The sequence below is a fragment of the Paenibacillus sp. FSL R7-269 genome (assembly GCF_000517865.1).
Classification (GTDB): domain Bacteria; phylum Bacillota; class Bacilli; order Paenibacillales; family Paenibacillaceae; genus Paenibacillus_AQ.
The window spans coordinates 1-24173 of sequence record NZ_ASPS01000079.1 but is presented as its reverse complement, the minus strand read 5'-3'; the positions used below and the strand labels follow the sequence as shown (position 1 = coordinate 24173).

The 24173-nt window shown below is 49.9% G+C and carries 25 protein-coding genes; 18 read left to right on the top strand and 7 right to left on the bottom strand.

Features of this window, described 5'->3' with window-relative positions; genetic code table 11:
* Window positions 1–27 precede the first annotated feature (27 nt).
* A complete protein-coding gene (locus tag C162_RS34730; protein ID WP_051493999.1) occupies window positions 28–897 on the top strand; it encodes a helix-turn-helix domain-containing protein in 870 nt (289 codons plus the stop codon).
* A 66-nt stretch (window positions 898–963) separates the two neighbouring features.
* Here C162_RS34730 and C162_RS28425 read toward each other — a convergent pair whose 3' ends face one another.
* From C162_RS28425 to C162_RS36710, 5 genes are all read right to left on the bottom strand, one after another.
* Window positions 964–3468, bottom strand: coding sequence for an ABC transporter permease (locus tag C162_RS28425; RefSeq protein ID WP_036700302.1), 2505 nt, complete (start codon window positions 3466–3468; stop codon window positions 964–966).
* Between the two features lie 2 nt (window positions 3469–3470).
* Window positions 3471–4163, bottom strand: a complete 693-nt coding sequence (locus tag C162_RS28420) for an ABC transporter ATP-binding protein (protein ID WP_036700300.1) — start codon at window positions 4161–4163, stop codon at window positions 3471–3473.
* 96 nt (window positions 4164–4259) lie between these two features.
* Window positions 4260–5294, bottom strand: coding sequence for a sensor histidine kinase (locus tag C162_RS28415; protein ID WP_036700297.1), 1035 nt, complete (start codon window positions 5292–5294; stop codon window positions 4260–4262).
* Window positions 5291–5977 (bottom strand): response regulator transcription factor, encoded by a 687-nt coding sequence (locus C162_RS28410; RefSeq protein WP_036700294.1) that lies wholly within the window; start codon window positions 5975–5977, stop codon window positions 5291–5293. Before C162_RS28410 ends, C162_RS28415 begins: the two co-directional genes overlap by 4 nt.
* Window positions 5978–6121: 144 nt before the next feature.
* Window positions 6122–6229 carry an S-layer homology domain-containing protein gene (locus C162_RS36710; protein WP_179090518.1) on the bottom strand — a complete coding sequence of 36 codons (108 nt, stop codon included), beginning with the start codon at window positions 6227–6229 and terminating at the stop codon, window positions 6122–6124.
* Window positions 6230–6420: 191 nt separating this feature from the next.
* Between C162_RS36710 and C162_RS28400 the strand changes: the two genes are divergently transcribed.
* The 10 genes from C162_RS28400 to C162_RS28355 all read left to right on the top strand — a co-directional run bounded on the left by C162_RS28400 (window position 6421) and on the right by C162_RS28355 (window position 15823).
* Window positions 6421–6723, top strand: a complete 303-nt coding sequence (locus C162_RS28400) for a LiaF transmembrane domain-containing protein (RefSeq protein WP_036700289.1) — start codon at window positions 6421–6423, stop codon at window positions 6721–6723.
* A gap of 47 nt (window positions 6724–6770) precedes the next feature.
* Window positions 6771–7448, top strand: coding sequence for a PspA/IM30 family protein (locus tag C162_RS28395; protein ID WP_036700286.1), 678 nt, complete (start codon window positions 6771–6773; stop codon window positions 7446–7448).
* Between the two features lie 4 nt (window positions 7449–7452).
* Entirely contained in the window at window positions 7453–7926 is a 474-nt protein-coding gene (locus tag C162_RS28390; protein WP_036700326.1) for a PspC domain-containing protein, read from the top strand.
* Between the two features lie 3 nt (window positions 7927–7929).
* Window positions 7930–8637, top strand: coding sequence for a PspA/IM30 family protein (locus C162_RS28385; RefSeq protein ID WP_036700284.1), 708 nt, complete (start codon window positions 7930–7932; stop codon window positions 8635–8637).
* A 143-nt stretch (window positions 8638–8780) separates the two neighbouring features.
* Window positions 8781–9428, top strand: coding sequence for a cell wall-active antibiotics response protein LiaF (gene liaF, locus C162_RS28380; protein ID WP_036700282.1), 648 nt, complete (start codon window positions 8781–8783; stop codon window positions 9426–9428).
* A 39-nt stretch (window positions 9429–9467) separates the two neighbouring features.
* A complete protein-coding gene (locus C162_RS28375; RefSeq protein ID WP_036700280.1) occupies window positions 9468–10502 on the top strand; it encodes a sensor histidine kinase in 1035 nt (344 codons plus the stop codon).
* A 15-nt stretch (window positions 10503–10517) separates the two neighbouring features.
* Window positions 10518–11177, top strand: a complete 660-nt coding sequence (locus C162_RS28370) for a response regulator (RefSeq protein WP_036700278.1) — start codon at window positions 10518–10520, stop codon at window positions 11175–11177.
* A gap of 147 nt (window positions 11178–11324) precedes the next feature.
* The gene (locus C162_RS34725; RefSeq protein WP_051493998.1) at window positions 11325–12131 is read left to right on the top strand and encodes a hypothetical protein; all 807 of its coding nucleotides are present in this window, start codon (window positions 11325–11327) and stop codon (window positions 12129–12131) included.
* Window positions 12132–12340: 209 nt separating this feature from the next.
* Window positions 12341–13891 (top strand): glucose-6-phosphate dehydrogenase, encoded by a 1551-nt coding sequence (gene zwf / locus C162_RS28360; protein ID WP_036700276.1) that lies wholly within the window; start codon window positions 12341–12343, stop codon window positions 13889–13891.
* A 345-nt stretch (window positions 13892–14236) separates the two neighbouring features.
* Window positions 14237–15823 carry a peptide chain release factor 3 gene (locus tag C162_RS28355; protein ID WP_036700273.1) on the top strand — a complete coding sequence of 529 codons (1587 nt, stop codon included), beginning with the start codon at window positions 14237–14239 and terminating at the stop codon, window positions 15821–15823.
* Between the two features lie 122 nt (window positions 15824–15945).
* On the opposite strand, the gene C162_RS28350 is transcribed toward C162_RS28355, so the two are convergent.
* Complete coding sequence (locus C162_RS28350) at window positions 15946–16182, bottom strand: small acid-soluble spore protein SspI (RefSeq protein ID WP_036700271.1); 237 nt, start codon at window positions 16180–16182, stop codon at window positions 15946–15948.
* A gap of 193 nt (window positions 16183–16375) precedes the next feature.
* On the opposite strand from C162_RS28350, the gene C162_RS28345 reads away from it, so the two are divergent.
* The 4 genes from C162_RS28345 (at window position 16376) to C162_RS28330 (ending at window position 20808) form a co-directional block, all read left to right on the top strand.
* Window positions 16376–17035 (top strand): potassium channel family protein, encoded by a 660-nt coding sequence (locus tag C162_RS28345; RefSeq protein ID WP_036700269.1) that lies wholly within the window; start codon window positions 16376–16378, stop codon window positions 17033–17035.
* A gap of 31 nt (window positions 17036–17066) precedes the next feature.
* Window positions 17067–17861, top strand: coding sequence for a TrmH family RNA methyltransferase (locus C162_RS28340; RefSeq protein ID WP_036700267.1), 795 nt, complete (start codon window positions 17067–17069; stop codon window positions 17859–17861).
* A gap of 894 nt (window positions 17862–18755) precedes the next feature.
* A complete protein-coding gene (locus C162_RS34720; RefSeq protein ID WP_051493997.1) occupies window positions 18756–19484 on the top strand; it encodes a hypothetical protein in 729 nt (242 codons plus the stop codon).
* A gap of 595 nt (window positions 19485–20079) precedes the next feature.
* Window positions 20080–20808 carry a peptidase E gene (locus C162_RS28330; RefSeq protein ID WP_156949731.1) on the top strand — a complete coding sequence of 243 codons (729 nt, stop codon included), beginning with the start codon at window positions 20080–20082 and terminating at the stop codon, window positions 20806–20808.
* Window positions 20809–20858: 50 nt separating this feature from the next.
* Here the strand turns inward: C162_RS28330 and C162_RS28325 are convergent, their stop codons facing one another.
* Complete coding sequence (locus C162_RS28325) at window positions 20859–21410, bottom strand: helix-turn-helix domain-containing protein (protein ID WP_036700262.1); 552 nt, start codon at window positions 21408–21410, stop codon at window positions 20859–20861.
* Window positions 21411–21569: 159 nt separating this feature from the next.
* On the opposite strand from C162_RS28325, the gene C162_RS28320 reads away from it, so the two are divergent.
* The 3 genes from C162_RS28320 to C162_RS28310 all read left to right on the top strand — a co-directional run bounded on the left by C162_RS28320 (window position 21570) and on the right by C162_RS28310 (window position 24048).
* Window positions 21570–22223, top strand: a complete 654-nt coding sequence (locus C162_RS28320) for an alpha/beta hydrolase (protein ID WP_036700259.1) — start codon at window positions 21570–21572, stop codon at window positions 22221–22223.
* Window positions 22224–22236: 13 nt separating this feature from the next.
* Window positions 22237–23007, top strand: coding sequence for a dioxygenase family protein (locus C162_RS28315; protein WP_036700257.1), 771 nt, complete (start codon window positions 22237–22239; stop codon window positions 23005–23007).
* A 156-nt stretch (window positions 23008–23163) separates the two neighbouring features.
* The gene (locus C162_RS28310; protein ID WP_036700254.1) at window positions 23164–24048 is read left to right on the top strand and encodes a hypothetical protein; all 885 of its coding nucleotides are present in this window, start codon (window positions 23164–23166) and stop codon (window positions 24046–24048) included.
* Window positions 24049–24173 lie beyond the last annotated feature (125 nt).

Genomic DNA, 24173 nt, shown 5'->3' with positions numbered 1-24173 from the left:
GCATCTTAGCCGAAGGAGTGGTAAGTTATGTTTGATATGTTAAAGGTGGGCCGGAATATCGTTAGATTAAGAGGTCTGGCCGGTCTGACTCAAATGGGGCTTGCGGACCAGTTGGGCATCAGTTATCAGGCGGTGAGTAATTGGGAGAGGGGCAACAGTATGCCGGATATCTCCAAGCTTCCGCAGCTGGCAGAAATCTTTGCTGTGGGGATCGATGAGATCCTCGGGGAAGAACAAGGACAGGGCTCCCGCGTAATCGGGAGTGTACTGGAGCATGGCGGCACAGATTATTTTGAGCGGGGGGAAGGAACGGCCCAAGAGCTCTCAGACCTTGCGCCAATTCTTCATAATGAGCAGATTGGTGAAGCATTTGAGCATGTGAAGGACGGGGCCGCTGTAGACGATCTGCTGGCACTTGCGCCGTTCCTGAGCGAGGAGACTCTCGATTCATGCGCCAAGCAGGTGTTTGAAAGGGGAGGGGTGGAGCCTCTGCTGAAGCTGGCCTCGTATGTCAGTGATGAAGCAATGGACGAGCTGGCCAAGCTGGTATATGCCGCAGAAGGTCTGAAGGCACTGGTGGAATTCGCCCCATTTATTAGTGATGAGAGGCTGGATGAACTTGCAGGGACTGTCTTGATGCAGGAAGGTTCGGAGGCACTGGTATCCCTCGCTCCATTTATAAGTGATGAGAGGCTGGATGAACTTGCTGAGACTGTCTTGACGCAAGAAGGTCCGGAGGCACTGGTATCCCTCGCCCCATTTATTAGTGATGAGATGCTTGATCAACTTGCTGTAGCTATTTCTACAAAAGAAGGCGTTAAAGCGCTCCTGCCCCTTGCCCCGTTCCTCAGTGAGGAAATTCTGGATAGCCTTGCTGCGCAAACCTTCTCCAGATAATGACCTTATCCTATACTCATCCACAGCCGGTACTCTAACAGAGCATCCGGCTGTTTCAGCATGCCATTATTCCATTTCACGGAGCCTTTCGACGATCGGGCTGCGGGCGAGCGGCTTATAGGCGCTTAAGGTGATGAGATAAGAGAGGACTGCCAGGATCGGGATGATCAGAATAAACGGCAGCCACATCATCCGGAATTCCATGTATGCCATCCCTGCGGCAATACCTCTGGCGGTGCAGTAAGTCAGCAGCACACCTATAGTAGAGGTAAGCAGCGCAGTGAGAAGCACGGTGTACATGCCCTCGTAGACGAGCATACGTTTGAGCTGCTGTTTGGTCATTCCAATGCTCTCTAGAACGGCAAATTCATACCTGCGTGCGATCACTCCGGTCAGGACAGAATTAATGTAATTAAGCAGGCCGATAAGTGCAATTACGAGACTAAGTCCATACCCTATAATCTGAAAAATACGGATATTATCGCTTAACTCCTTCCTATAATCTTCTCTTGATTTCAGCTGCAGAGCATCCAGCGGGCGGATAGCCTCCCTGATCTGTTGCCCCGTTTCATCAAGCTTGCCGGGGGCTGCATTCAGGGTAAGCGAGAGGATGTCTGCCGGAGTCCCGCTCTCCAAAGTGGCTTGCCGGAGTTCGGCTGCAGGCAAAAAGGCATTGTAGCCGTTACCGAAATACATTTGACTGGTTGCTGCATAGAAAGCATGATATTTCAGCACGGCCATCACTTCGTATCTCCGCTTCAATCCGGAATAGCTGATAGCATCCCCGGGATGATAGTAGCTTGTATAAGCACCTGGCCCTGTAAGAGTCTCCGCCACCAGTATGTAATCTCCGGAATCGAATTGTTCCCTGTTAAAGTGACCTTCAAGTATATCCTGATCTGCGAGATCGTACCAGCCGGAATCAAGCCCGTAGAGTTGGGTATGAACTTTGGCGGGAAGGGCAGAAGGAGTGGCTGAAGACTCGGCTGAAGCACGGACGGAATCATCCGGAGGATAAGAGAAAAGGGTATAATATACTTTATCGATATTTTCCACACCGTCCAGATGCTCCAGCTTCGCACACAGTTCCTCGGACAGCTCGGTTTCATTGACTGAGCGTTCCCCCTCCTGCTGGATAATTCCCTTGTTGTGAATCATATAATCTCCATGAATATATGCACTGAGATATTTATTGATATCCATGGAGGAGATCACGGTAAATATCGTATTAAATAGCAGAATGCTTAAGAAGAGCGAGGATAACATCAGACTCAGCTTCTTCTTGCTCCGGAACAGGTTGGAGAACGACATCCGGTATAGTCTGGCTCCATGCTTGGATGGCTTGAAGGTTCTTTTTCCGCTATTCTGAACGCCTGAGAATTTAACGGCTTCCACCGGAGCGATGTCCGCTGCCAGCCGTCCCGGCTTATGCGCTGCGATCCACACGGTCAGGAAGGAGAAGAGGGCTGCCCCTGCAAATATCCATGGACTGGATGATAGAGAATTTCCTTTAAACTCCCCGGACAGCGAAGTGGTCAGAGGTGTAACCCATCTGCCGGTCATATAGCCGGAGCCAAGGCCGAACGGCAGGGCAATGAGGTACAGCAGCCTGGCTTGAATAGCGATGATTCTCCGCAGTTGTCTCGGGGTGGTGCCAATCATTTTCAGCAGGCCGTAGAACTTCACATCCCGGACCACTGAAATATAGAAAATATTGTAAATAAGCAAGTAGCCGCTAAGCATAATGATAAAGATAACTGCGGCATATGGAAGGATAGCCTCAACATTGTCCGCCAAAGATACGCTGGAGTAGGCCCAATTGATCCCGATGGGAGCCGTAATCCTCGTATCAGCCAGAATCCTCTTCAGTTTTTTCTCAATATGAAATGCATTGTTGAACATGACACTCAGTTCTGAGGTGTTTACGTAGGATCCGCTTTCCTTCGATTGTTCGGGATCAATATCTGAGAGGTTTTTATCGGTAAAGGCCTTGGACACAAAAGCCAACCCTGCCATCGCCAATTGCTTGTCCGCTTCATAATAGCCCGACAAGGTGAATTTCCGGTTAATGATCCGTTCTCCGGTATCGATCTGCAACGTGATTTCCTTCCCTAGCTCCGGCTGTACCCCTAGCTTGCTCAGAACCCAGGTATTTAGGGCAACCTCATTCTCTCCGGCAGGCAATCCCCCTTCAACGAATTCTATGAAGCTGTGATCAGCGTAATTCTGGTCAACCTGCAGCACCTCAACCCGGTCCTGGCCGAATGCTTTATTATGCAATATGCCGGAATGAAGGGAGAGGGCGGATTGTTTAATGGAAGGGTGCTTCAGCAGCGTCTCCACTTGTTCCGGGCTAAGATATTTAAACCCTCCGTGAAAGTCACTTCCGACTGTCTTCATCTGTGCATTTTGCATGGATTGATTAATGCTCAGAGCCATGGTGAAAATGGAGGTGATGAGCAGTGTAGTCAGTATAATGGCGCAGATGGCAGCCAGATTCCGCAGCCGGTTGGCTCTCAGGCTTGCCATCGCCAGATTTAATATGGTCCTCCGGTTTTTCGTCGCGATCATAATCATCTCTCCCCGGGGGCCTGCGTCGATCCCGAGGCAAGCCTGCCGTCCTCAATGCGGATGATCCGGTCCGCCATCTGTGCAATGCTCTCGTTGTGTGTGATCATCACAATGGTCTGGTCGAATTTGACACTGAGCTGTTTCAGCAGGATAAGTACCTCCTGGCTGGTCCTGCTGTCAAGATTGCCGGTGGGCTCATCGGCCAGAATAATGGAAGGTTTGGTAGCAAGTGCTCTTGCGATGGCTACACGCTGCTGCTGGCCTCCGGAGAGCGCAGAAGGCAGGTTACCAACTTTCTCCTGAAGCCCCAGACTTGAGATAATCAGGTTCAGATACTCCCGGTCGATCTGGCCTCCGTCAAGCTCAATGGGCAGGACAATATTTTCCAGCACACTCAGGATCGGCACCAGGTTATAACTCTGGAAGACAAATCCTACAGAACGGCGTCTGAAGATGGTCAGCTTCTCATCACTCATCTGAAAAATATCATGCCCGTTGACATAAACCTTGCCCTCTGTAGCCCGGTCCAGACCGCCAAGCATGTGAAGCAGCGTGCTTTTTCCGCTACCGCTCGTGCCGACGATTGCCACGAACTCCCCTTTTTCTACATTTATAGACACGTCATCCAGGGCTTTGACCGTATGCTCACCTTTTCCATAATATTTCTTGAGATTCTCTATTCGTAGAATAGACATGTTATATTCCTCCTGTGCGTATGTTCGTATCCACATCTACAAGGTATCAGACAAAACTAACAGGAGAGTGTCTGAAATCTGACGGAATGGACATATTCAGAATAGCGGCAGGAAGATCGAGAACACAGTGCCTTGCCCGGGCACAGAAGCAGCTTTCATATGTCCGCCTTGAGCGGTGATGATCTCCCGGGCCAAGAAGAGCCCAATTCCCACACCTTCTGCATCGCGCACATTCTTTCCCCGGTAGAACCTCCTGAAGATTTGGGGCAGCTCTTCCTGGGAGATTCCACGGCCGGTATCTGCGATATCCAGGCGTATAAACATCTCATTCGCTTCCGCAGTGATATGGATGCTATCCCCTCGTTCTGAATATTTCACAGCATTATCCAGCAGATTGGATAACACTTCGGTTGTCCATTTGAGGTCATAGCATGCTGTGATGTGAGGTTCACAGTTTATACTGATAGTGATGCGGCTGTTCTCTGCCTGGATGAGGATCTGGGAGACTGCTTCAGAAACCGCATGGATCACAGGACAAGGCTCCATTCGCAGAGAGATCATGCCTGTCTCCAGCCTGGACAGTTTGATCAGGGATTGGATCAGCCAGTCGAGTTTTTCCGACTGTTTTTTAACTTGTACAGCAAGCTGAAGCGCATGTTCATCATTCACCAGACTTTCCTCAAGCAGCTGGCTGTAGATCATAATATTGGATAAGGGCGTTTTGGTCTGGTGGGAGATGTCGGAGATTAGTTCTTTAATTTTATTCTTTTCCGTTTCCAGATTCTGTCCGTTCACTCTTGCAATCTCTATGTACCGCATTAATTTATGTTCTATGGAGGAGAGAAGGGTTTCTTCATAATTATAGGTGGGCTCACGCCCGTGAGTAGCATTGTCTACCAATGTCTCTACCTTTCCCATGAAAGAAGTAACCATATTCCGGAGCGACCGGGACCAGACACCTCCAAGGATCAGCATGCAGATTATGAATAGAAGAGAGAGTCCAAGCAGCGATGAACCGGTGATCTCCAGCAATATAATACAAGTCACATATACCAGGACCAGAATGGTAAAAGCTGCGGCGAATGCCAGATTCACCAATTGGTTAAGCGGCAGCCGTTCTTGTCGCTTCATAGAACAGGACCTTCTGTCCATGTATACCCTAAACCATATACAGTTTTGATATATTGAGGCGAAGAGGGTTCCTCTTCGATCTTAGCCCGCAATCTTTTGATGGCTACCGTTAACGCATTCTCATCCACGAATACCGCCTCCTGGCTCCACGTTCTGTCGATCAGCTGCTCACGGGTCAGAATGTTTCCCCTATTCGTTACCAGTATGCGCAGCAGTTTCTGTTCGGATTTGCTCAGCAGCAGCGGCCGGCCGTTCTTGAAGTACTCCATTTTGCCAAAATCAAATTCAAGCAGGCCTACAACGATCCTCTCATGGGTAAGCGCATCACTCCTTCTCAGGACGGCCATTACCCTGGCCCGCAGAATCATCAGACTGAACGGTTTGGTAATATAATCATCAGCCCCCAGAGCAAACCCGGTTACAATATCCGGTTCCATGTCGTTGGCCGTCAGGAATATAATCGGTACCTGCGAGGCTCCGCGGATTCTTTCGCAGTAATCCAGTCCGCTTCCGTCCGGAAGGTTCACATCCAGCAGAATGAGATCAATTTGGGTGGAGGAGATAATCTGATCAGCCATCGTCAGTGAATAGGCTTGTTCTATATGCAATTCATTATGGGCCAGTGACAGGGCTATTCCCTTGTTCAAGCTTTGATCATCTTCAACGATGAGTAGTGTCTTCATGGGCATGACTCCTTTAGTAATCAGGTATTCTCCCAATATTATGGCCAACCCTGGAATATCCTGCAAGTGGGGCGGGGCAGTCTTGATTTGTCGGACAATAAAAAGGCATCTCCATAGTAAAAATTCACCTTGAACTTCTTGTCCTCAAAGCTCGGCAAACCCCAGTGTAGCGATCTTCATTACATATTTGTACATCCATGAGCTGTTGCTTACATCGCTGAAGCCGCTGAAGCCTTTTTTTCTCTTCAGCATGCTTAACTTCTCCGCATCTGCAGGAAGCAGCAATAGAATATATTTCAGGATGTATAGCCGCTTCCAGTCCTGCAACCATCCCCGACTAAGGTCCAGTACATAAAACCGTCCACAGTCTGTTTTGAAAGATGCGGGATTGCCCTAGAATAAGGGTATAAGAAAGAGAAAGCAGCGAAAGGCGGTGATAACAAATGCAAAGAAACAAAGGTAACGGACTTGCGATTGCGCTGATTGTAATCGGAGCGGTAATGCTGCTTGGCATTCTGCCTCACTTGATTTCAGGAGTCTTCGGCATCCTCTTCCCGGCAGTGCTGGTTGCACTCGGATACTACGGAATTAAGAGCGGCCGCAAGATTATCGGCTGGGTGGTACTCTTCATCGGTGTCATGTCCCTGATCTCCAAGCTTTCCTGGATTATCGGTCCGCTGCTGGGTATTGCTCTGGTAGTGTGGGGCATCTCGGTACTCAGAGGCAAACAAAGCAGAACATACTAATACACACAGTCCATACTTATTAAGAAGCAGGGAGGGAGCAGGAAATCATGAGTGTTTTTCGCAGAATGAGGGACATCACCGTAGCCAACTTGAATGAACGCTTGGAGCAGAGCCAAGATCCGGTGAAGCTGATTGATCAATTTCTACATTCAACCCGTGAAGAGATCGGGGAGGCCGAACGTCTGTACCAACAGTACGCTTCTCATACGAAGCAATTGCAGCAGCAAGTGAATCAGGCCACCGCCATGAGGAACAAACGTGAAGAGCAGGCGCTCCTCGCACTCAAGGCAGGCGAAGATCATCTGGCCAAGCTGGCATTGCAGGAGAAAATTATCCACGAGGAAAAGCTGGAGCAATACAGCGGGCTGCTGGAGACGAGCCAGCAATCACTCTTCGAACTGGAATCCCAGCTGAACGAGCTCAAAATGGAGTATCAGACGGTATACAGCAAACGCCAGTTCTATGCAGCACGGATGGAGTCGCTGCGGCTGCAGCAGCGCATGAATCAAAGAGCCGGGGCTTACGGCGGCGGAGATGTTCCCAAAATGTTCGGCCGTCTGGAAGACAAGATGACCGACTGGGAGCTTGAAGCCAAAAGCCTGAGCGACTTGCGCCGGATGGGACAGGAATATGCGGTGCAGGCTGGAGAGACCGTGGCCACCGTACTCGAAAGAGAAATGGCCCGTCTAAAGGAGAAGCTGAACAATGATGGCAGAAAGGAGTAGTAGTATGACCCGATTGTATCGTTCAAGAAGAGACAAAGTAATGACAGGGCTGGCAGGCGGATTGTCCGAGACTCTCGGCATTGACTCTACCCTGTTCCGGATTCTGCTGGTGATCAGTATTCCATTTAGCGGTGGAGCTACGATCCTCGTATACTTTATCGCGGCAATGGTGATTGCCAAGGAGCCTAACCAGTACAATCCCTTTGGACCCGGTGCGCAGGGTGGCCCGTACGGCGGACCTTACTCCGGCGGACCTGAATATGGCCGTGGACCACAGGCTCCGCACCAAGGACCTCAGGGATATGGCCCTTATGGTGGACAGCCGGGCTACAATCCCGGTTATGACAAGGCAGGCGCTCACGCAGCTCCCGATTCTGGCCTGGATGCCATGATGAAGGATATCGAGAAGAAGGCACTGCAAAAAGAAGTGGAAGAGCTCAAACAAAAACTTGCTAAATACGAGAAGGGAGAAGTGTAAATTATGGGAGTATTCAAACGGATTAAAGATATGACGAAGGCGTCGGTAAATGATATGTTGGATAAGGTAGAGGACCCGATTGTGATGCTTAATCAGTATCTGCGCGATATGGAGGCTGAGATTCATGAGGCTGAAGTAACGGTAGCGAAGCAGATGGCTAATGAACGCCGTATGAAACAGCGTGTGGACGAAGCTGCTAAGGTAGCCGGACAACGCGGGGCACAGGCTGAGCTTGCGCTGAAGAACGGGCAGGAGGAAGTTACCCGTAAGCTGCTGGAAGAGAAAATCTACTTTGACCAGAAGTTTACCGAGTACGGCGAGCTTCACGCACAGGCTGAAGTACAGGCCAAGGAACTGGTGCAGCAGCTGCATGATATGAAGGATGAGTTCTACAAAATGCGCAACAAACGCAATGAACTGGTATCCCGCGCTCAGATGGCTAAGGCCAAGAAGCAAATGTCCCAGATCAGCAGCGTACATTCCATTGAAAGCGGAAGTGCGTCCCTTGGCTTCCACCGCATGGAAGAAAAGATCATGCAGCTCGAAGCGGAAGCAGATGTCATGCGTGCTCCGTATAGCCCTTCGGCAACCGCATATGCTAAGCCGGTAGATCCTGAGAAGGAACTGAAAGTAGAGGAGCAGCTTGCCGCACTCAAGAACAAGCTGAACTCAACTCCAGCAGCCCCTCCTTTGAATAAAAAAGAACAATAATCCCTGTTCCTAAAGAACAGCCGGATATGATATGCTGATCAAGGTAAAGCCATACGGTATGGATTCTCCATACCGGTATGGCTTTTGTAGCGGATGCAGTAGGATGAAGATGTAGCTTCGCAACACTTTAAGGAGGTGCGGAAATGGATAAACGGAACCGGTTGATTGCCATCGGATTGATTGGTGTAGGCTGCTTGATGATATTTGGCAAATGGATCGGCTTCTTCTCCATTGTCGCACTCCTGTTCCTGCTGCTGGGAATCTACCGGACGACGTCGGGCAGGGTCAAGCAAGGCTATAAGCTAATGGGAGTCGGGGCGGTACTGCTGCTGCTGGATCATTTGTTGCTGGTGCTTGGCATTTGCTTGGTTTCGCTGGGGATGTTCTTTGTCAAATCGAAAAGAATGCAGCGCAAGGCAGGGTTTGTGCAGAAACAAAGCTTTTCTTCCCGGTTCGACTGGGATCTCTCACCTTGGGTGATGCGCAGCCTGAGCGCCTGGCATGTGCTGGGTGAGGTGGATGTGGATCTTTCCCTGGCCATGGCGGAAGAGCAGGAGACGATTATGCTGTATCAGGGGATTTTTGGTGATGTGGATATTCTGCTGTCTGAGGATTACGGTGTAGAGATCGAGGCATTCGTGCTGTTCGGCTCGATTGAGTCCGGCAGTAACCGTGATACGGGGATGCTGAACCGGCTGAACTGGAAGTCACCCAACTATGACAGCTGCGAGCATAAAGTGAAATTTAACATTTCTTATCTGATGGGGGATCTGGACGTACGCTTCCCTTAAGAGTATGTTAGGGTCAAGAGAGAAGGGAGAGCTCCCGGCATGGACAAAAAAAGCAGTAACATGGTAACGCGCAGTATGGGTGAGGGAGCTCTGTTCTCTTTGTTCATGCTGCTCGTTATTACATATATTATGTATACATATGGTTTATTACGGCCATTCGAGGATTGGCGGATTGGCGTAAGGACAGGAATGACGCTAATTCTACTGCCGATGGCTTTTGGCATCGGTTACGGCTTCTATCAGGGCTTCCGCAGCAAGCGCAAGCTGGAATTACTGCGGGCCACCCTGGTCGCCTGGGAGAAAGGCAATCTCACCCCGGCCATGCCGGACCTCGGCAATGATGAGCTGGGGCGGCTCGGGGAACAGCTCGGGCGGATCAGCGGCAAGTGGGAGAATCAGGTGAATACGCTACAGCGGCTCTCCACCAATAACGCGAAGCTTGCCGAGCAGGCCCGGGTCACGGCAATCATCGAGGAGCGGCAGCGGCTGGCACGGGAACTGCATGATGCGGTATCACAGCAGCTGTTCGCCATCTCGATGACGGCAACGGCCGTAGGCCGGACGCTGGAGAAGGACTTTGACAAGGCACAGCGTCAAATCGCGCTGATCGAGGAGATGTCGGCCGTAGCCCAGTCGGAGATGAGGGCACTGCTGCTGCATCTGAGACCGGTGTACCTGGAAGGCAAGGGGCTGGAGGAAGGTCTGCAGGAGCTGATTAAGGAACTGAAGATCAAGGTGCCGATTGATATTCTGTTCGAGATGGATCAGGGTGTAGAGCTCTTGAAGGGCGTCGAGAATCACTTGTTCCGTATTGTGCAGGAGGCTATCTCCAATACGCTCCGCCATGCCAAAGCGGAGAAGATGGAGATCCGCTTGCACCGCCGGGGGGATACGGTCCGGCTGACGCTGCGCGATGACGGAATCGGCTTCGAGATGGATGACAGCAAGCAGACCTCCTACGGTCTGTCGAATATGCAGGAGCGGATTACAGAGATCGGGGGCTCGATCCAGTTCATCACCGCTCCCGGCAAAGGCTTGCGGATCGATATTACCGTACCGGTAGTCAATGAATAGGGGGCAGGTGTAACGATGGAGATAGAAGAAGATGATGCAATCAAGGTCCTGCTTGTAGACGATCATGAGATGGTCCGGATCGGACTTGCTGCGGTCCTCGGTACCGAGGATGGCATTGAGGTCGTCGGGGAAGCAGGAAGCGGCGAGGAGGGCATCCGTCTGGCCCAGGAGTATACGCCGGATGTGGTGCTGATGGATCTGGTGATGGACGGCATGGACGGAATCGAGACGACCAGACAACTGCTGAAGCTGTACCCGGATTGTAAGGTTATTGTGTTGACCAGTTATTTGGATGATGAGAAGATGTATCCGGTGATCGAAGCAGGAGCCTTCAGTTACCTGCTGAAGACCTCACGGGCCAGCGAAGTCGCAGATGCGATCCGTGCAGCCGCAAGAGGCCAGTCGGTGCTGGAGTCGCAGGTGGCTTCCAAGATGATGAACCGGTTCCGTTCCAATGCACGAGGAGAGGCACCTGCCTACAAAGAGCTTACAGAACGCGAGATGGAAGTGCTAAAGCTGCTAGCTCAAGGCAAGTCCAACCAGGACATTGCCGATCAATTAATTATTGGAATCAAGACGGTGAAATTCCATGTCACGAATGTTCTTGCCAAGCTGGGGGTTGAAGACCGGACCCAGGCGGCTATTTATGCATATAAGAACGGACTGGCGGAGTAGGTTCGGTCTATGGAAGCCATGGAGCACTTTCAAGCGAGTCCGCCCGGATGATCTTGGAAGTGTTTTTTGCATGCGTTCGTATATCTTTCTCTGAAATTGGATAACCTGTCTAGTAGATTACTAGATCGGTTGAGAGGGAGATGCGAAGTGGGGAATAAAGGGCGGAGTAAGGGAATACTGGTATTGGTGTTGGCGGGAATGTGCACACTGATGCTGCTGCTGAGCGGGTTCCGTAGCGCGGAAACCGCAGGAAGAAGCGGCGTTCAGAGTACTGTTGCTTCTGCCGCTGCCGGAGAGCTTCAGGAATCCCTTGCTCTGCTGACCACACTGGGCGGACAGGCCTCCTCTCCAGGGGCGCCGCTCCGGCTCGTATTGAAATGGCAGGGGGAATACAGCGGAGAAGAGGCTGCTGGGACTGCCGTACAGAGCCTTTCAGACAGGCTTGGGCTCGGTGAAATGAGCAGCGCAGATAATGAAGGACACCGGGCTTGGCGCTCTGCCGTGCAGCTCAGTGGAGGTATACAGGTCTCCCTGTTCTGGAGTGAGCTTGGCGGCGGACGGAGCTATTGTATTGTTACGCTGGAGACGGCCGATCTTCTGGGCTCACCGGAACTGCCGGACGCAGCGGCGGACACCGGAGAGGCGATGCTCCAGGCGGGAATTGCTGCGGATTGGAATGCATCGCTGCAGGCACCTGCGAAGGAGCAGGGCGGAACGCAGGCAGCACTCCTTGCTACGGAGAAGTTACTGGCCGCAGAGCTTCCCGGGATTCAGGCAGAGGAGAGCTACGCCGACGTCTCTACATTCAGTCATTCTTACAGTGTGCCGGGTCTTCAGCGCATTGTTAGTAGCGGTAACCACAGCCTGGCCTTCCAGCTGGCAGTTCACAAGAACGTCAACGCGGACGAGAACCGGATAACCCTTGGAATGCCATTAATTACAATCGAATATTGAGGTTAAATAACGTAATATAAGCGTAATTCGGTGAAGGCATAAGAAAGAGTAATGGAAAAGTGCGAAATCCCGAGAGAAACTGTCAGGAATGTGATGGCATCCTCCGAGCAATTATGATAAAATGACATCACGCCTATAGTCGTATGTTGTTTCATACCAGGCGATGAGAATGAATGTCAACTATATTACATACAGAGAGATGAGGAGCCATGGCTGAAAATCAAACCCTTGATGCACTGCATACACCCGGTGCTGTATTCTTTATCTTCGGGGCAACCGGAGATCTGGCCCGGCGTAAGCTTTTCCCGGCGATTTACAGTTTGTACCGTGAAGGCAAGCTGACCCAAGATTTTGCGGTCATTGGCGTGGCTCGGCGTCCCCGCACCCAGGATGAATTCCGGGAAGATGTGAAGGAATCCATCCGCGAGTTCTGCCGGTATCAGGCAGGAGATGCTGCGGAATGGAACGAGTTCGTACAGCATTTTGAATACAAGTCACTCGACATCAATAATATTGACGGCTTCCGTGAGCTGAACGAACAGACGGAGCGGCTGGAAGAGAAGTTCCATATTCCGGGCAACCGTATGTTCTATCTGGCACTTGCGCCTGAACTGTTCGGCAGCGTATCCTTCAACCTCAAGGCAGGCGGGATGCTGCAGGCCAGAGGCTGGAACCGTCTGGTCATCGAGAAGCCATTCGGCTACAATCTCGAATCCGCTGAGGAACTGAACGAACAGATCCGTCAAGTCTTCAAGGAAGAGGAGATTTACCGGATTGACCATTACCTGGGTAAGGAAATGGTTCAGAATATTGAAGTAATCCGGTTCGCTAATGCCTTCTTCGAGCCGTTGTGGAACAACAAGCATATCGCCAACATTCAGATTACACTCGGCGAGACGGTGGGCGTGGAAGAACGCGGCGGGTATTACGATCATGCGGGGGCACTGCGCGATATGGGCCAGAACCATATTTTGCAGCTGCTGACGATGATCGCTATGGAACCGCCTAGCCGTCTGCTGGCTGAAGATATCCGTGATGAGAAGGTGAAGGTTCTACGTTCGCTGCGTCCTTATGCTACCCCTGATGAGGTCCGCGAGAACGTTGTTCGCGGCCAATACACTCAAGGTCTCTACAAGGGCAAGACGCTTCCGGCTTACCGCCAGGAAGACAAAGTGGACCCGGAATCGAATACAGAGACTTATTTCGCAGCCCGTGTGTTCGTGGATAACTTCCGCTGGGCTGGAGTTCCTTTCTATATCCGCACCGGCAAACGCCTGCCTGTGAAGACCACGGAAGTGGTTGTAGAATTCAAAGGAATGCCGACCAACGTCTACTTGGGCCAGAAGCACAAGCTTGAGCCGAACTTGCTCGTCATCCGCGTCAATCCGATGGAAGGCATCTATGTGAAGATCAATGCGAAGAAGCCGGGCTCGGAATCCGAGATTCAGCCGCTGGCTATGGATTTCTGCCAGAGCTGCATGATCGGCATTAACTCGCCGGAGGCTTATGAGCGTCTGCTGCATGATGCTGCACGCGGCGATTCCACCTACTTCACCCGCTGGGATGAAGTATCCTCGGCCTGGTCCTTCGTGGACCGGATTGCCAAGGCATGGAAGGAAGAGAGCAACGACTTGGCTTCCTATCCTGCCGGCTCCTGGGGTCCGGTTGAAGCCGACCAGCTGCTTGCCGGAGAAGGCTTCCACTGGTGGCCGGTCAACGGCCAGGATGAAGACAATGTGGTCTGGCAGGTTAACCGCTAGTTCCTGAAGAAGAATGGTTACAGATCCTCCTGCATTTCGCTGCAGGGGGATCTTTTTGCTGAATCGTGAATTTATATTACAAGATATTTCACTACAGCCGCTTTTTTGTAGATAATCTCTGCCGGATTTTGCTATACTGAGAAGGATGCTTTCAACATAAAGATTTCTAAGCCTAGCGCTATAGATGATCCTATAAATGGTAAACGTTACGTTCAAGAAATAGACGTTGATTCTCTGTTGATTTTCGAAGGAAAGGATCTGAATCCATGAATAGCAGACCGATTTGATCGATCCGGCAATAGAGGCAGAAGTAAGCATGAATTTATAGATGAAGGGATATGTGCAATGAATAAAGCAACGGACCATAAGCTTCAGAGTGAAGTCGACAAACGCAGAACCTTTGCGATTATTTCCCACCCGGATGCGGGTAAAACGACACTGACCGAGAAACTTCTGCTCTTCGGAGGAGCCATCCGTCTGGCAGGTACAGTCAAAGCCCGCAAGGCAAGTAAGCACGCCACCAGTGACTGGATGGAAATTGAGAAGCAGCGCGGAATCTCGGTAACGTCCTCTGTGATGCAGTTTGATTACCTGGACCACCGGGTGAACATTCTGGATACTCCAGGTCACCAGGATTTCAGTGAAGACACCTATCGTACGCTCACTGCGGCTGATAGCGCCGTCATGCTGATCGACGTAGCCAAGGGTGTGGAGACACAGACAATCAAGCTGTTCCAGGTCTGCGCGAAGCGCGGCATTCCGATCTTCACCTTCATTAATAAGCTGGACCGTGAAGGCCGCAGCCCGTTTGATCTGATGGAAGAGCTGGAGAATGTATTGGGCATCCGTTCGGTGCCGATGAACTGGCCGATTGGGATGGGCCGTGAGCTGTGCGGCGTCTATGACCGGATGAAGAATCAGGTCGAGCTGTTCCAGGGCGATGACCATTCCGTAATTAAAGTACAGAAGGTGGAGAGCTACCGCGACCCGATTATCCGTGAGATGGCGGGGGAATACCTGCATGATCAGCTATGCGCGGATCTGGAGCTGCTTGATGTAGCGGGTGATCCTTTTGACTATGAGAAGGTGCTGCGCGGGGAGATTACTCCGGTATTCTTCGGCAGTGCTATCAACAACTTTGGTGTGCAGACGTTCCTGGATAATTTCCTGGAGCTTGCGCCGAAGCCTGAACCACGCCGCAGTACAGCGGGCTCTATAGAACCGACGAATGAGAAATTCACCGGCTATGTATTCAAAATTCAGGCGAATATGAATCCCGCACACCGTGACCGTATCGCTTTCCTGCGTATCGTGTCCGGCAAGTTCGAGCGCGGGATGAGTGTGAAGCATGTACGTGCCGGCAAAGACATCAAGCTGTCCCAGCCGCAGCAGTTCCTTGCCCAGGACCGGGATATTGTTGAAGAGGCGTATCCGGGGGATATTATCGGTCTGTTCGACCCGGGCATCTTCCGGATTGGCGACACGCTCAGTCAGGCTGGAGATATGGAGTTCGATGAGCTGCCGACCTTCTCGCCGGAGATTTTCTCCAAAGTCACCATCAAGAATGCACTGAAATCGAAGCAATTCCAAAAGGGGATTGACCAGCTGACCGAAGAGGGCATGATCCAGGTGTTCCGTACCGTCAACTTCGACGATATTCTGCTGGGTGTAGTCGGACAACTGCAGTTCGAGGTGTTCGAGTACCGCATGAAGGGTGAGTATGGCGTGGATGTGCAGCTGCAGCGTATGAGCTACCAGTTCGCACGCTGGATCGTGGATGAGAACAAGCCGGATGCCAGCAAGTTCCGGATCAACTCCACTCTGGTTACGGACAAGAAGGGCAATTACGTAGTGCTGTTCGAGAACGAATACGCCATGCGGACCGCGATGGAGAAGAATCCGACCGCGAAGTTCCTGGAGACTGCACCTTGAAGAGTGTAATAGAAGCAAGATGAGCAGTTAAGCATATGTATGATTAGGCTATAAAAAACCTCCGCCTCCACCTGTGCAGCAGCACGGTGGGGTGCGGAGGTTTTTGGCGGGATGGGCCCCCTCTAGGAGGTGATGGAGCCTGGGGTAAGCTTGTCCAGGTGTCTGTGCAGCATAGAGAGAACCCGGTCCTGCTTCGCAGGGTCGAGGTCCTTCCAGATCATCTCAAAGACGACACCCAGTCCGGGAAGCGCGGCTTCCGGCCCGTCTACGGAATTCTCAATGACCTCCCGCAGACCTTCTTCGGACTGGCCGTGTACCTTGTGAATGATGGCCTGGCGCAAATCAAGGGTGACTGGCATAATCGGCCTCCTTAAAGTTTTTGAGCATCTGCTTACTGAATCAGCATCGCAAAACTGATTTCGAAAGCAGGGGCTTAGTCAGGTAAGCAGCCTTCTTATAAGGTGCCCTGCGGGAGCGCTGAACATTCAAGTTTATAACGGCTTATGCTATACTGTGTGAGATGTATTATACGTACGGGAGGGACAAGGCTTAATGGCAAAAAAACAGTATGCGATCATCGGCATGGGGCGCTTCGGCTCAAGTGTGGCCAAAGCACTCAGCGGGATGGGTTATGAGGTGCTGGCCATTGATGCGGATGAACAGCGCACCCAGGAAATCTCCAACATTGTGACGCATGCCGTATCTGCGGACTCCACGGATGAAGAGGCGCTGCGTGCGCTTGGCATCCGTAACTTCGATGTGGTGGTAGTCGCCATCGGTGAGGATATTCAGGCCAGCATTCTGACAACGCTGATCCTGAAGGATTTGGGCGTACCTGCTATTATCGCCAAAGCCAAAAGTGAGCTGCACGGCAAGGTTCTGGGTAAAATCGGAGCAGATAAGGTTATCTACCCGGAGCGGGACATGGGGATGCGGGTGGCGCATCATCTCGCTTCTCCGAACATCCTCGATTACATTGAGCTGTCACCGGAGTACAGCATTCTCGATATGAAGGTCTCGGGGCCGATGCTGGGCAAGAACCTGCAGGAGCTTGACATACGTGCCAAATATGGGTGCAATGTGATGGCAATCCGTCAGGGCGAGGAAATGAATATCTCCCCCAGAGCGGAGGACCGTCTGACCGATGGTGATGTCCTTGTCATTGTCGGACGGAAGGATAACCTGACGAAGCTGGAAATGGCTTATCAATAGGAATCTGTGAGGAATAGAAAGGTAGGACCCTATGGAAATTATGTCGCCGCAGAATACGCGGGTGAAGGAATGGGCCGGACTGCAGGAAAAGAAGCATCGTGACCGGTCCGGTAAATATATCGTGGAAGGCATTCATCTGGTACAGGAGGCGCTGCAGGCCGAAGCGGATGTGGAATGCCTGGCTTTTGATCTCGATAAAGGCATGCCGTCTGAGCTGAAGCCGCTGCTTCAGGCTGTCCAGGGTATGGAGGTCATCGGTGTGTCGGCAGCGGTAATTGCCAAGTGCAGCAGCACGGGCACCCCGCAGCCGGTATTCGCCATTGTGCGGAAGGAGCAACAGGGCCTAGAGGCCATTCTGGCGAAGCCGGACAGCCTGGTTGTGGTGCTTGACGGGGTCCAGGACCCCGGCAATGTAGGCACTATCATCCGCAGCGCGGATGCGGCGGGCGCGGACGGCGTGATCCTCGGCCGGGGCTGCGCCGACCTCTTCAACCCGAAGACCATCCGGTCTACGATGGGGTCGATGTTCCACCTCCCGGTAGTGGAGGGAGAGCTAAGTGCCATTCTCCCTCAGGCTCGGGAGGGCGGGGCGCTACTGGTCAGCACCTCGCTGACAGCGGAGGATTCCTGCTACACCCATGATTTTCACGGCAGCCAGTGGCTGCTGATCGGCAGCGAAGGCCAAGGCATCTCGCCCGAGACGGCTGCAATGGTCGACAAAAGCATCCTCATCCCGATGGCCGGCCGCGCCGAATCGCTGAACGCCGCGATGGCGGCGACGATATTGTTGTTTGAGGGGATGCGGCAGCGGGGGGGGAAACAATAAAAAATTCCTGTCCATTTTCAATAATACTGTCCAGGAATAAAAATTAGTGTCCACAAGAACTCCAAAGACTCATACCCCAAGCATTTCTCCAGTCTTTTTTATCCTTCGCGGCGGAACCATGCAGGGATTTCTCAGTCTTTCCTCGAATAATTACTCCATCAGAAACCCAAGCAGCTCAAGGGTTCAGAGGTTGTGGGAGGTCTTTACTCAAGCTTTTACTCAGGCATTTTCCAGGCTCTTACCCAAGCGGTTTAGATGCCGATCCCTGCATTTCTTGGGCATTTCTCTGCCTCTTCAGGGACACTAATTTTTATTCGTTTTCGTTCACAATTGAACCAGTTTCTTTCCAGTTCCTCAGTCTTTTTCCCTGCGTTTTTGGGACAGGAATTTTTATCTCAGAATTGGCTGTGAAGCCTTGCGGCGCAAGGGATTGGGGTATGTTGGAGAGGGGCAAAATTTGAGACGGGAATTATTATTTTCTTACAGGGGGAATTAAAGGGTGGAGTAATGAACGCTTGGGTAAATCGTAGTTCGAGCCACGCGAGTACTTTGACGAAGGCCATACCATTTGTGGTAACAGGCTTGTACAAAGTAGTCGAACAACACAACGACGGTCATTTTGGTTCCCGTATCTCGTAGTCCTTGGTTTACTCGGTCATCCTTTGGACTTCTTCCGAAGTTAATACTTGTTTGAATACGGTCAAGAATGGGGTATAACTATTATGAGGTCGCCTCATTTCGGTTTGGTTTGGTTGTACTTACCATTACCCGAAATGGCGGCCTTTTTTGTTGTGCAGCTGCTAGACAAACCTACTCACTCATGAAAAAATAGATGAAGATGTAAAAAATAAAGTTATAGAATAATTATGTTTTGACAAGGGGGCTTAAGAATTAATGAGCCGAATTAATGTACCAAGACAAATTGACGATACCGTAATCAACTTTTGTAAATCCATTTCACCAAAAGAACAACCAGAGTACATAAAAGTGATCCCTGAAAAATGGACTAAAAAAAACGAATGCTACGATAATGTACAACAAATGGTACAACAATTTGGTGGTAGGAGGCAGTTAGGCTGGCGCATTCAAGTTGTGCCCGATCCTTCACCTAAATTCATGATTGAAGCTGTCCATCATGCCATCTGGATTAAAGATAACGGGGAAAAAGTAGATGTTACGCCACAAATATCTATTACTAAAGGCATTGTTTTTGTAGCAGACGATGTAACTAAGTTTGGAAAATACAGAATAGGAGAGAAATATCAAGCGTTAATAGACCATCCGTTAGTGCATGAATATATAGCACTTTGTAATAAAGAGAGTGAGGAATACACTAATAAAACATTATTAGACGATAGACCTAATATTCCGATGAGTATCCGTTCGAGTCAGGAGCAATTGAAGCAAGCGATATTACATACTAGGGATCTTTCACGTCATAAACCGATTGAACAGGCGAATTCGCAAGACAAGAAAATAGTAGAAGAAAAGAATAAATCTTCTCTCGAAGAGAAAATTGGGCGAAAAATAATACAAAATGAACAATCAGAAACTCATAAAGTTAATCCTTCATTTATTTCTAGGGTTAAAGGGAAAATTAAGGGCTTGTCAGGCCGACAATAATTTTTAACTGGTTCCATAGTTTCTTAACTGGTTTCTAAATTGTAGTTAAATCCATTAATCAATTTACTACATCGCGGATGGAAGTGAATTATTGGAAATAATAAGCATGCTTAATGGAGTTCTTTATAAACGAATTTGTAACCTACAACAATTTAGAAGTACATAAAAATTATCCAGCTGTGATTGTTGAATTACAATTAGTAGCACATTATGGACTCTGAAAGCCTAAGCACATCGCGTTATGGCTCTATACTTTTTTTCTGAAACGAAAGTCTAATCTCCTGGATAATCTTGAATGCCTAAATCAAATTGTTGTGAGATACACGAATAATGGTAAATTAAGGGCGGATGATAAAGTGGAAAATGAATTTTAAATCTTCGCATTTCTATTATAAAAGAATATAGAAAGATATTTTTAATATAAAAATTTTCTGAAACTACCGATCAATTTAATAACAAACTTATTAATGTGCTTAACCAACCTATATAGCTTGTCACAACAAAGTCAGTCCCGGTGTGTCTGAATAAGACGTCATGCATCCGGGGCTTTTTTGTATTCATATCTGCTTCAATATTATAACTGGGAGTGATGAAGTTGGGCATTATTGTGGCGATAGGCGGAGGAGAGATTAGCGAATTGGAGACTTTGGCCATCGATCAAACGATTGTAGATCTAACGAACAAAAGGAATCCCAAAGCGTTGTTCATTCCTACAGCCAGCATGGATGCGGAAGGGTATTGTGACTCTTTTCAGCTAGTATACGGTGACCGGTTAGGGTGTGAGATCAAGTACTTGCTGCTGACGAAAAATACATATGCACCAGAAGAAATAGAGGACATGATCTTATCCGCCGATGTAATCTATGTGGGTGGCGGCAATACGCGGAAGATGCTGCATATCTGGCGGGAGCATGGTGTGGATATTTTGCTGAAACAGGCTTATGCTTCGGGGGTTGTGTTGTCAGGGATGAGTGCGGGATCGATCTGTTGGTACGAATACGGTCATAGTGACACAGAGACGTTCGATACATCAGGAGAGAGGATTTATATCAAATTGAAGGCGATGGGGATCTTACCAGGGATTCACTGTCCTCATTATAATGAAGACAACCGCGAGGCAGATTTCTTGGAAATGGTTAAGGGAATGGATACAACAGGCATAGCCATTGAGAATCACTGCGCCATTATTTATAAAGATGATGGGTATAAAGTGATCTCCTCCAGAGAAATGGCCAAGGCCTATAAGATACAAGAGATCAATCAGCAGATGATCGTGACCGAGATTGAGAAGCATGCTGAATATAATGAGATAGCGAATATGTGAATAAAAGCCCGCACTCCGCCTATCCGGCCAGAGTACGGGCTTTTGATTGTTCAGAGGACATCCTGTCCGTTTTCGTTTTCAGTGTAGATGGAGATTAGCACAATCGCGGTGTCTTCCCCTGTATTTTTGACAGAATGGGGGGTGCAGGCATTCCAGCTAAAGGAATCACCTTCGGTAAATTCGGCTCCGTCTTCCCCTTGCTGGGCATAGATAGTCCCTTTAAGGACGATATGAACCTCCTGTCCTTCATGCGCATGGGGGGCATCCCCAATCATGGCACCGGGAGGGAACTCGACGATCGACATACGTACGTTCTGGGTGGAGCTGAGGTGTTCGACTTTAAGCTTAGCTGCGCCGCTGGTGGTGATTCTCCGTTCATCCTTGCGGACAATCTGCATTCGCTCCTCTTTCTTTAACAGCAAATAAGATAAAGGCACTTTTAGGGCCTGGGCAATATTCTCCAGCGTTGAAATCGAAGGTGAGGTTTTATTGGTTTCGACCTGGCTCATAAAACCTTGGGATAGACCAGTTAATTCGCATATTTGTGCGATGGTGATATTTTTTCGCTTGCGGATTGCCCGTATTGTAGCGCCGATATCCATGGGATCACACCTTCATAATATTTGTAATACAAAACTTATTTTCATATTAACAATTTTGTTGTTGACAAGTCAATGTGTCTTGCGATAAATTACTCATATAGAAATTATATTATTATAACTAATATTTAAGTGAGAATCTTCAATATGGAGGAAGACAAGATGAATCCTAAGTATTCATATGATGTTCACTTACCGGATAAGCTGGAGCAGGGCAGGAAATACCCGGTGATCTTTACTTTTCACGGCAAAGGCTCTAATGAGCGCAATATGTTCGGTCTGGTGGCGCCGCTGGCTGAGGAGTTCATTATTATCGGGGTTCGCGGGAATCTGCCGCTGGGTACGGGGCATCAATATTATGATTTGAAAAGCCTGGGCAACCCCATCCGCGAGATGTTTGACCAAGCCGTCGGCGATCTTGAGGGTTTCATTCACTATGCAACGCAACAGTATCCGGTCGATCCGGACAGACGTTATTTGCTCGGCTTCAGCCAAGGGGCCATTCTGTCCATGACGCTTGCGCTTACGATGGGGGAGCAATTGAAGGGGATTATCGCGCTGAATGGATATATTCCGGAATTTGTGAAAATGGAGTATAGCCTCCGTAGCCTTAAGAACGTGTCTGTCTTCGCTTCGCATGGTGAATACGATTCGGTGTTCCCGGTGCGCATTGGACATGAGACTGCTGCCTATCTGGAAGGGCAAACCGAACGGTTGACCTTCAGAATCTATCCGTCCGACCACGGCGTAACTGAAGAGAACCAGCGTGATTTCTTGCGATGGCTCAAGCAGGATGCCGGATTAACCCATTATTAAGGAGTGATTGACTATGATGCCTTCCTATTTTTTTGCACACGGAGCTCCATCTATTGTTCTTGAAGATAATGCCTACACCAAGCTGTTAAAAGAGTTCAAAGACCATATGCCCAAACCGAAAGCCATCGTTGTCTTTTCGGCGCATTGGGAGGAACCCGTGCAGTCAGTGGGCGCGGCGGCAACATATGATACCATTTATGACTTCGGCGGATTTCAGGACGAGCTGTACCAGATGACGTATCCGGCGAAGAGTGACCAGGCGCTTGCGGATCAAATCCAGAATTTATTCACTGCGCATGGGATTGAGAATGTACGGAATGAGACCAGAGGCTTGGATCACGGCGCATGGGCTGTGCTGAAGCTACTCTATCCAGATGCGGATATTCCGGTAGTGGCGATGTCCGTGAATCGTGATTTGCCTAATGCGCAGCAGTATGAGATCGGCAAGGCGCTGGCGGCGCTGCGTGAACAGGATGTGCTTATCATCGCCAGCGGGGGAACTGTTCATAATTTACGGAGGTTGAACTGGAATTCGGATGAGGCCAACGGGTGGGCCGAGCAGTTCGATCACTGGATTCAGGAGAAGGTGGAAGCATGGGATACAGAAGCGCTGTTCCAATATGATGAGCTTGCTCCCTATGCAGAGATGGCAGTCCCGACGAGTGAACACTTTATTCCGCTGTTTATCGCTATGGGAGCGGGTGACCCGGGGCGTAATGCGCAGTTGCTTCACCGGAGTTATCAGTATGGCAATTTAAGCTTAAGCTGCTGGCAGTTTAATTAAAATGTGGTGAACTCTGAATGCTCCGCTTCGGCAATCTCCTTGGCATAATTCCGTAATCAGGCATCCCAAGCTGTCGGGAAGGAAGGAATTTCCTGTCCACTTTTCAATCCATTCTTGGTAAGGTAGGGGGACTGCTATTCTGAAGAGGTGATGGTTATGCAAAAGAAACATTGTGCATTCTGCGATCAGATTGTCCGCATTACAGCAGATGGTGAGTACGATCAGTATATCGACTGCGCCTGCTCTCCTGGCGGAAGCTACAGCCTGCTTAGAGACAGCTATGAATCGATTCTTGCGCTCTCATTCCAGCAGAAGCGGGACATGCTGCATCTGATTTCAGGCTACATCCGCGAAAAGACGGATTGTGGCGAGAAGGTGATCCTTGCGTTCAGCGATCTGGAGGAGATTGTGAATGCCCCGAATATTCCGGTGACGGCTGAGGTTAAAGGAGACCGGCTGTTGCAGTATCTGTATAGGCATTGTAGTGGCCCTGGTGAGCCCGTAGTCATTCATCCCCTGTCCCGCAGCTACAATCTGACGTATTCTCCCAATCTGCAGGAACTGGTCTATATTATTGACAGGCTGCAAAATGAGGATCTGTTAGTCCGGGAAGGTATGAGCTTCATATTGACTCCCTTGGGGTGGGAGGAAGCAGTGGCAACCACAGGAGGCAGGACCTTACAGCAATGCACCGTTCTTCTGCCGGATGATGAGAAGCTGCAGGCGGAGTGGCAGGACAAGCTTTGGGCCAAAATCGAGCAGTTTGGCTATTTACCCCGTTTGCTTGCCAACAAGAACGAAGCTGCGAATTCCCTGGGGGCTGTGGCGGACTGCAAGCTGGTTATTGCGGACCTTACAGGCCAGTCAGCTGAGGTGTACTTGGCAGCGGGCTATGCGCTTGGGCTGAACATTCCGGTAATCTGGACGGTCAGAGGCGATGAGGCAGATAAATTAAGGATACATCTTCAGGAGATACGTCCTCTGGTTTGGGGTACTGCCGAAGAGCTGATGGTATTGCTTCAGCAAGAACTTTTGAAATAATAGTTGCATTGTTGTTTGATCCATGTTATATTATAAAAGTTGCTGGTGACGCGATAAGCGGCGCTGACAACGAGCTTGATCTTTGAAAACTGAACAACGAGTGAGTACCTGGAGATCGCTTCGGC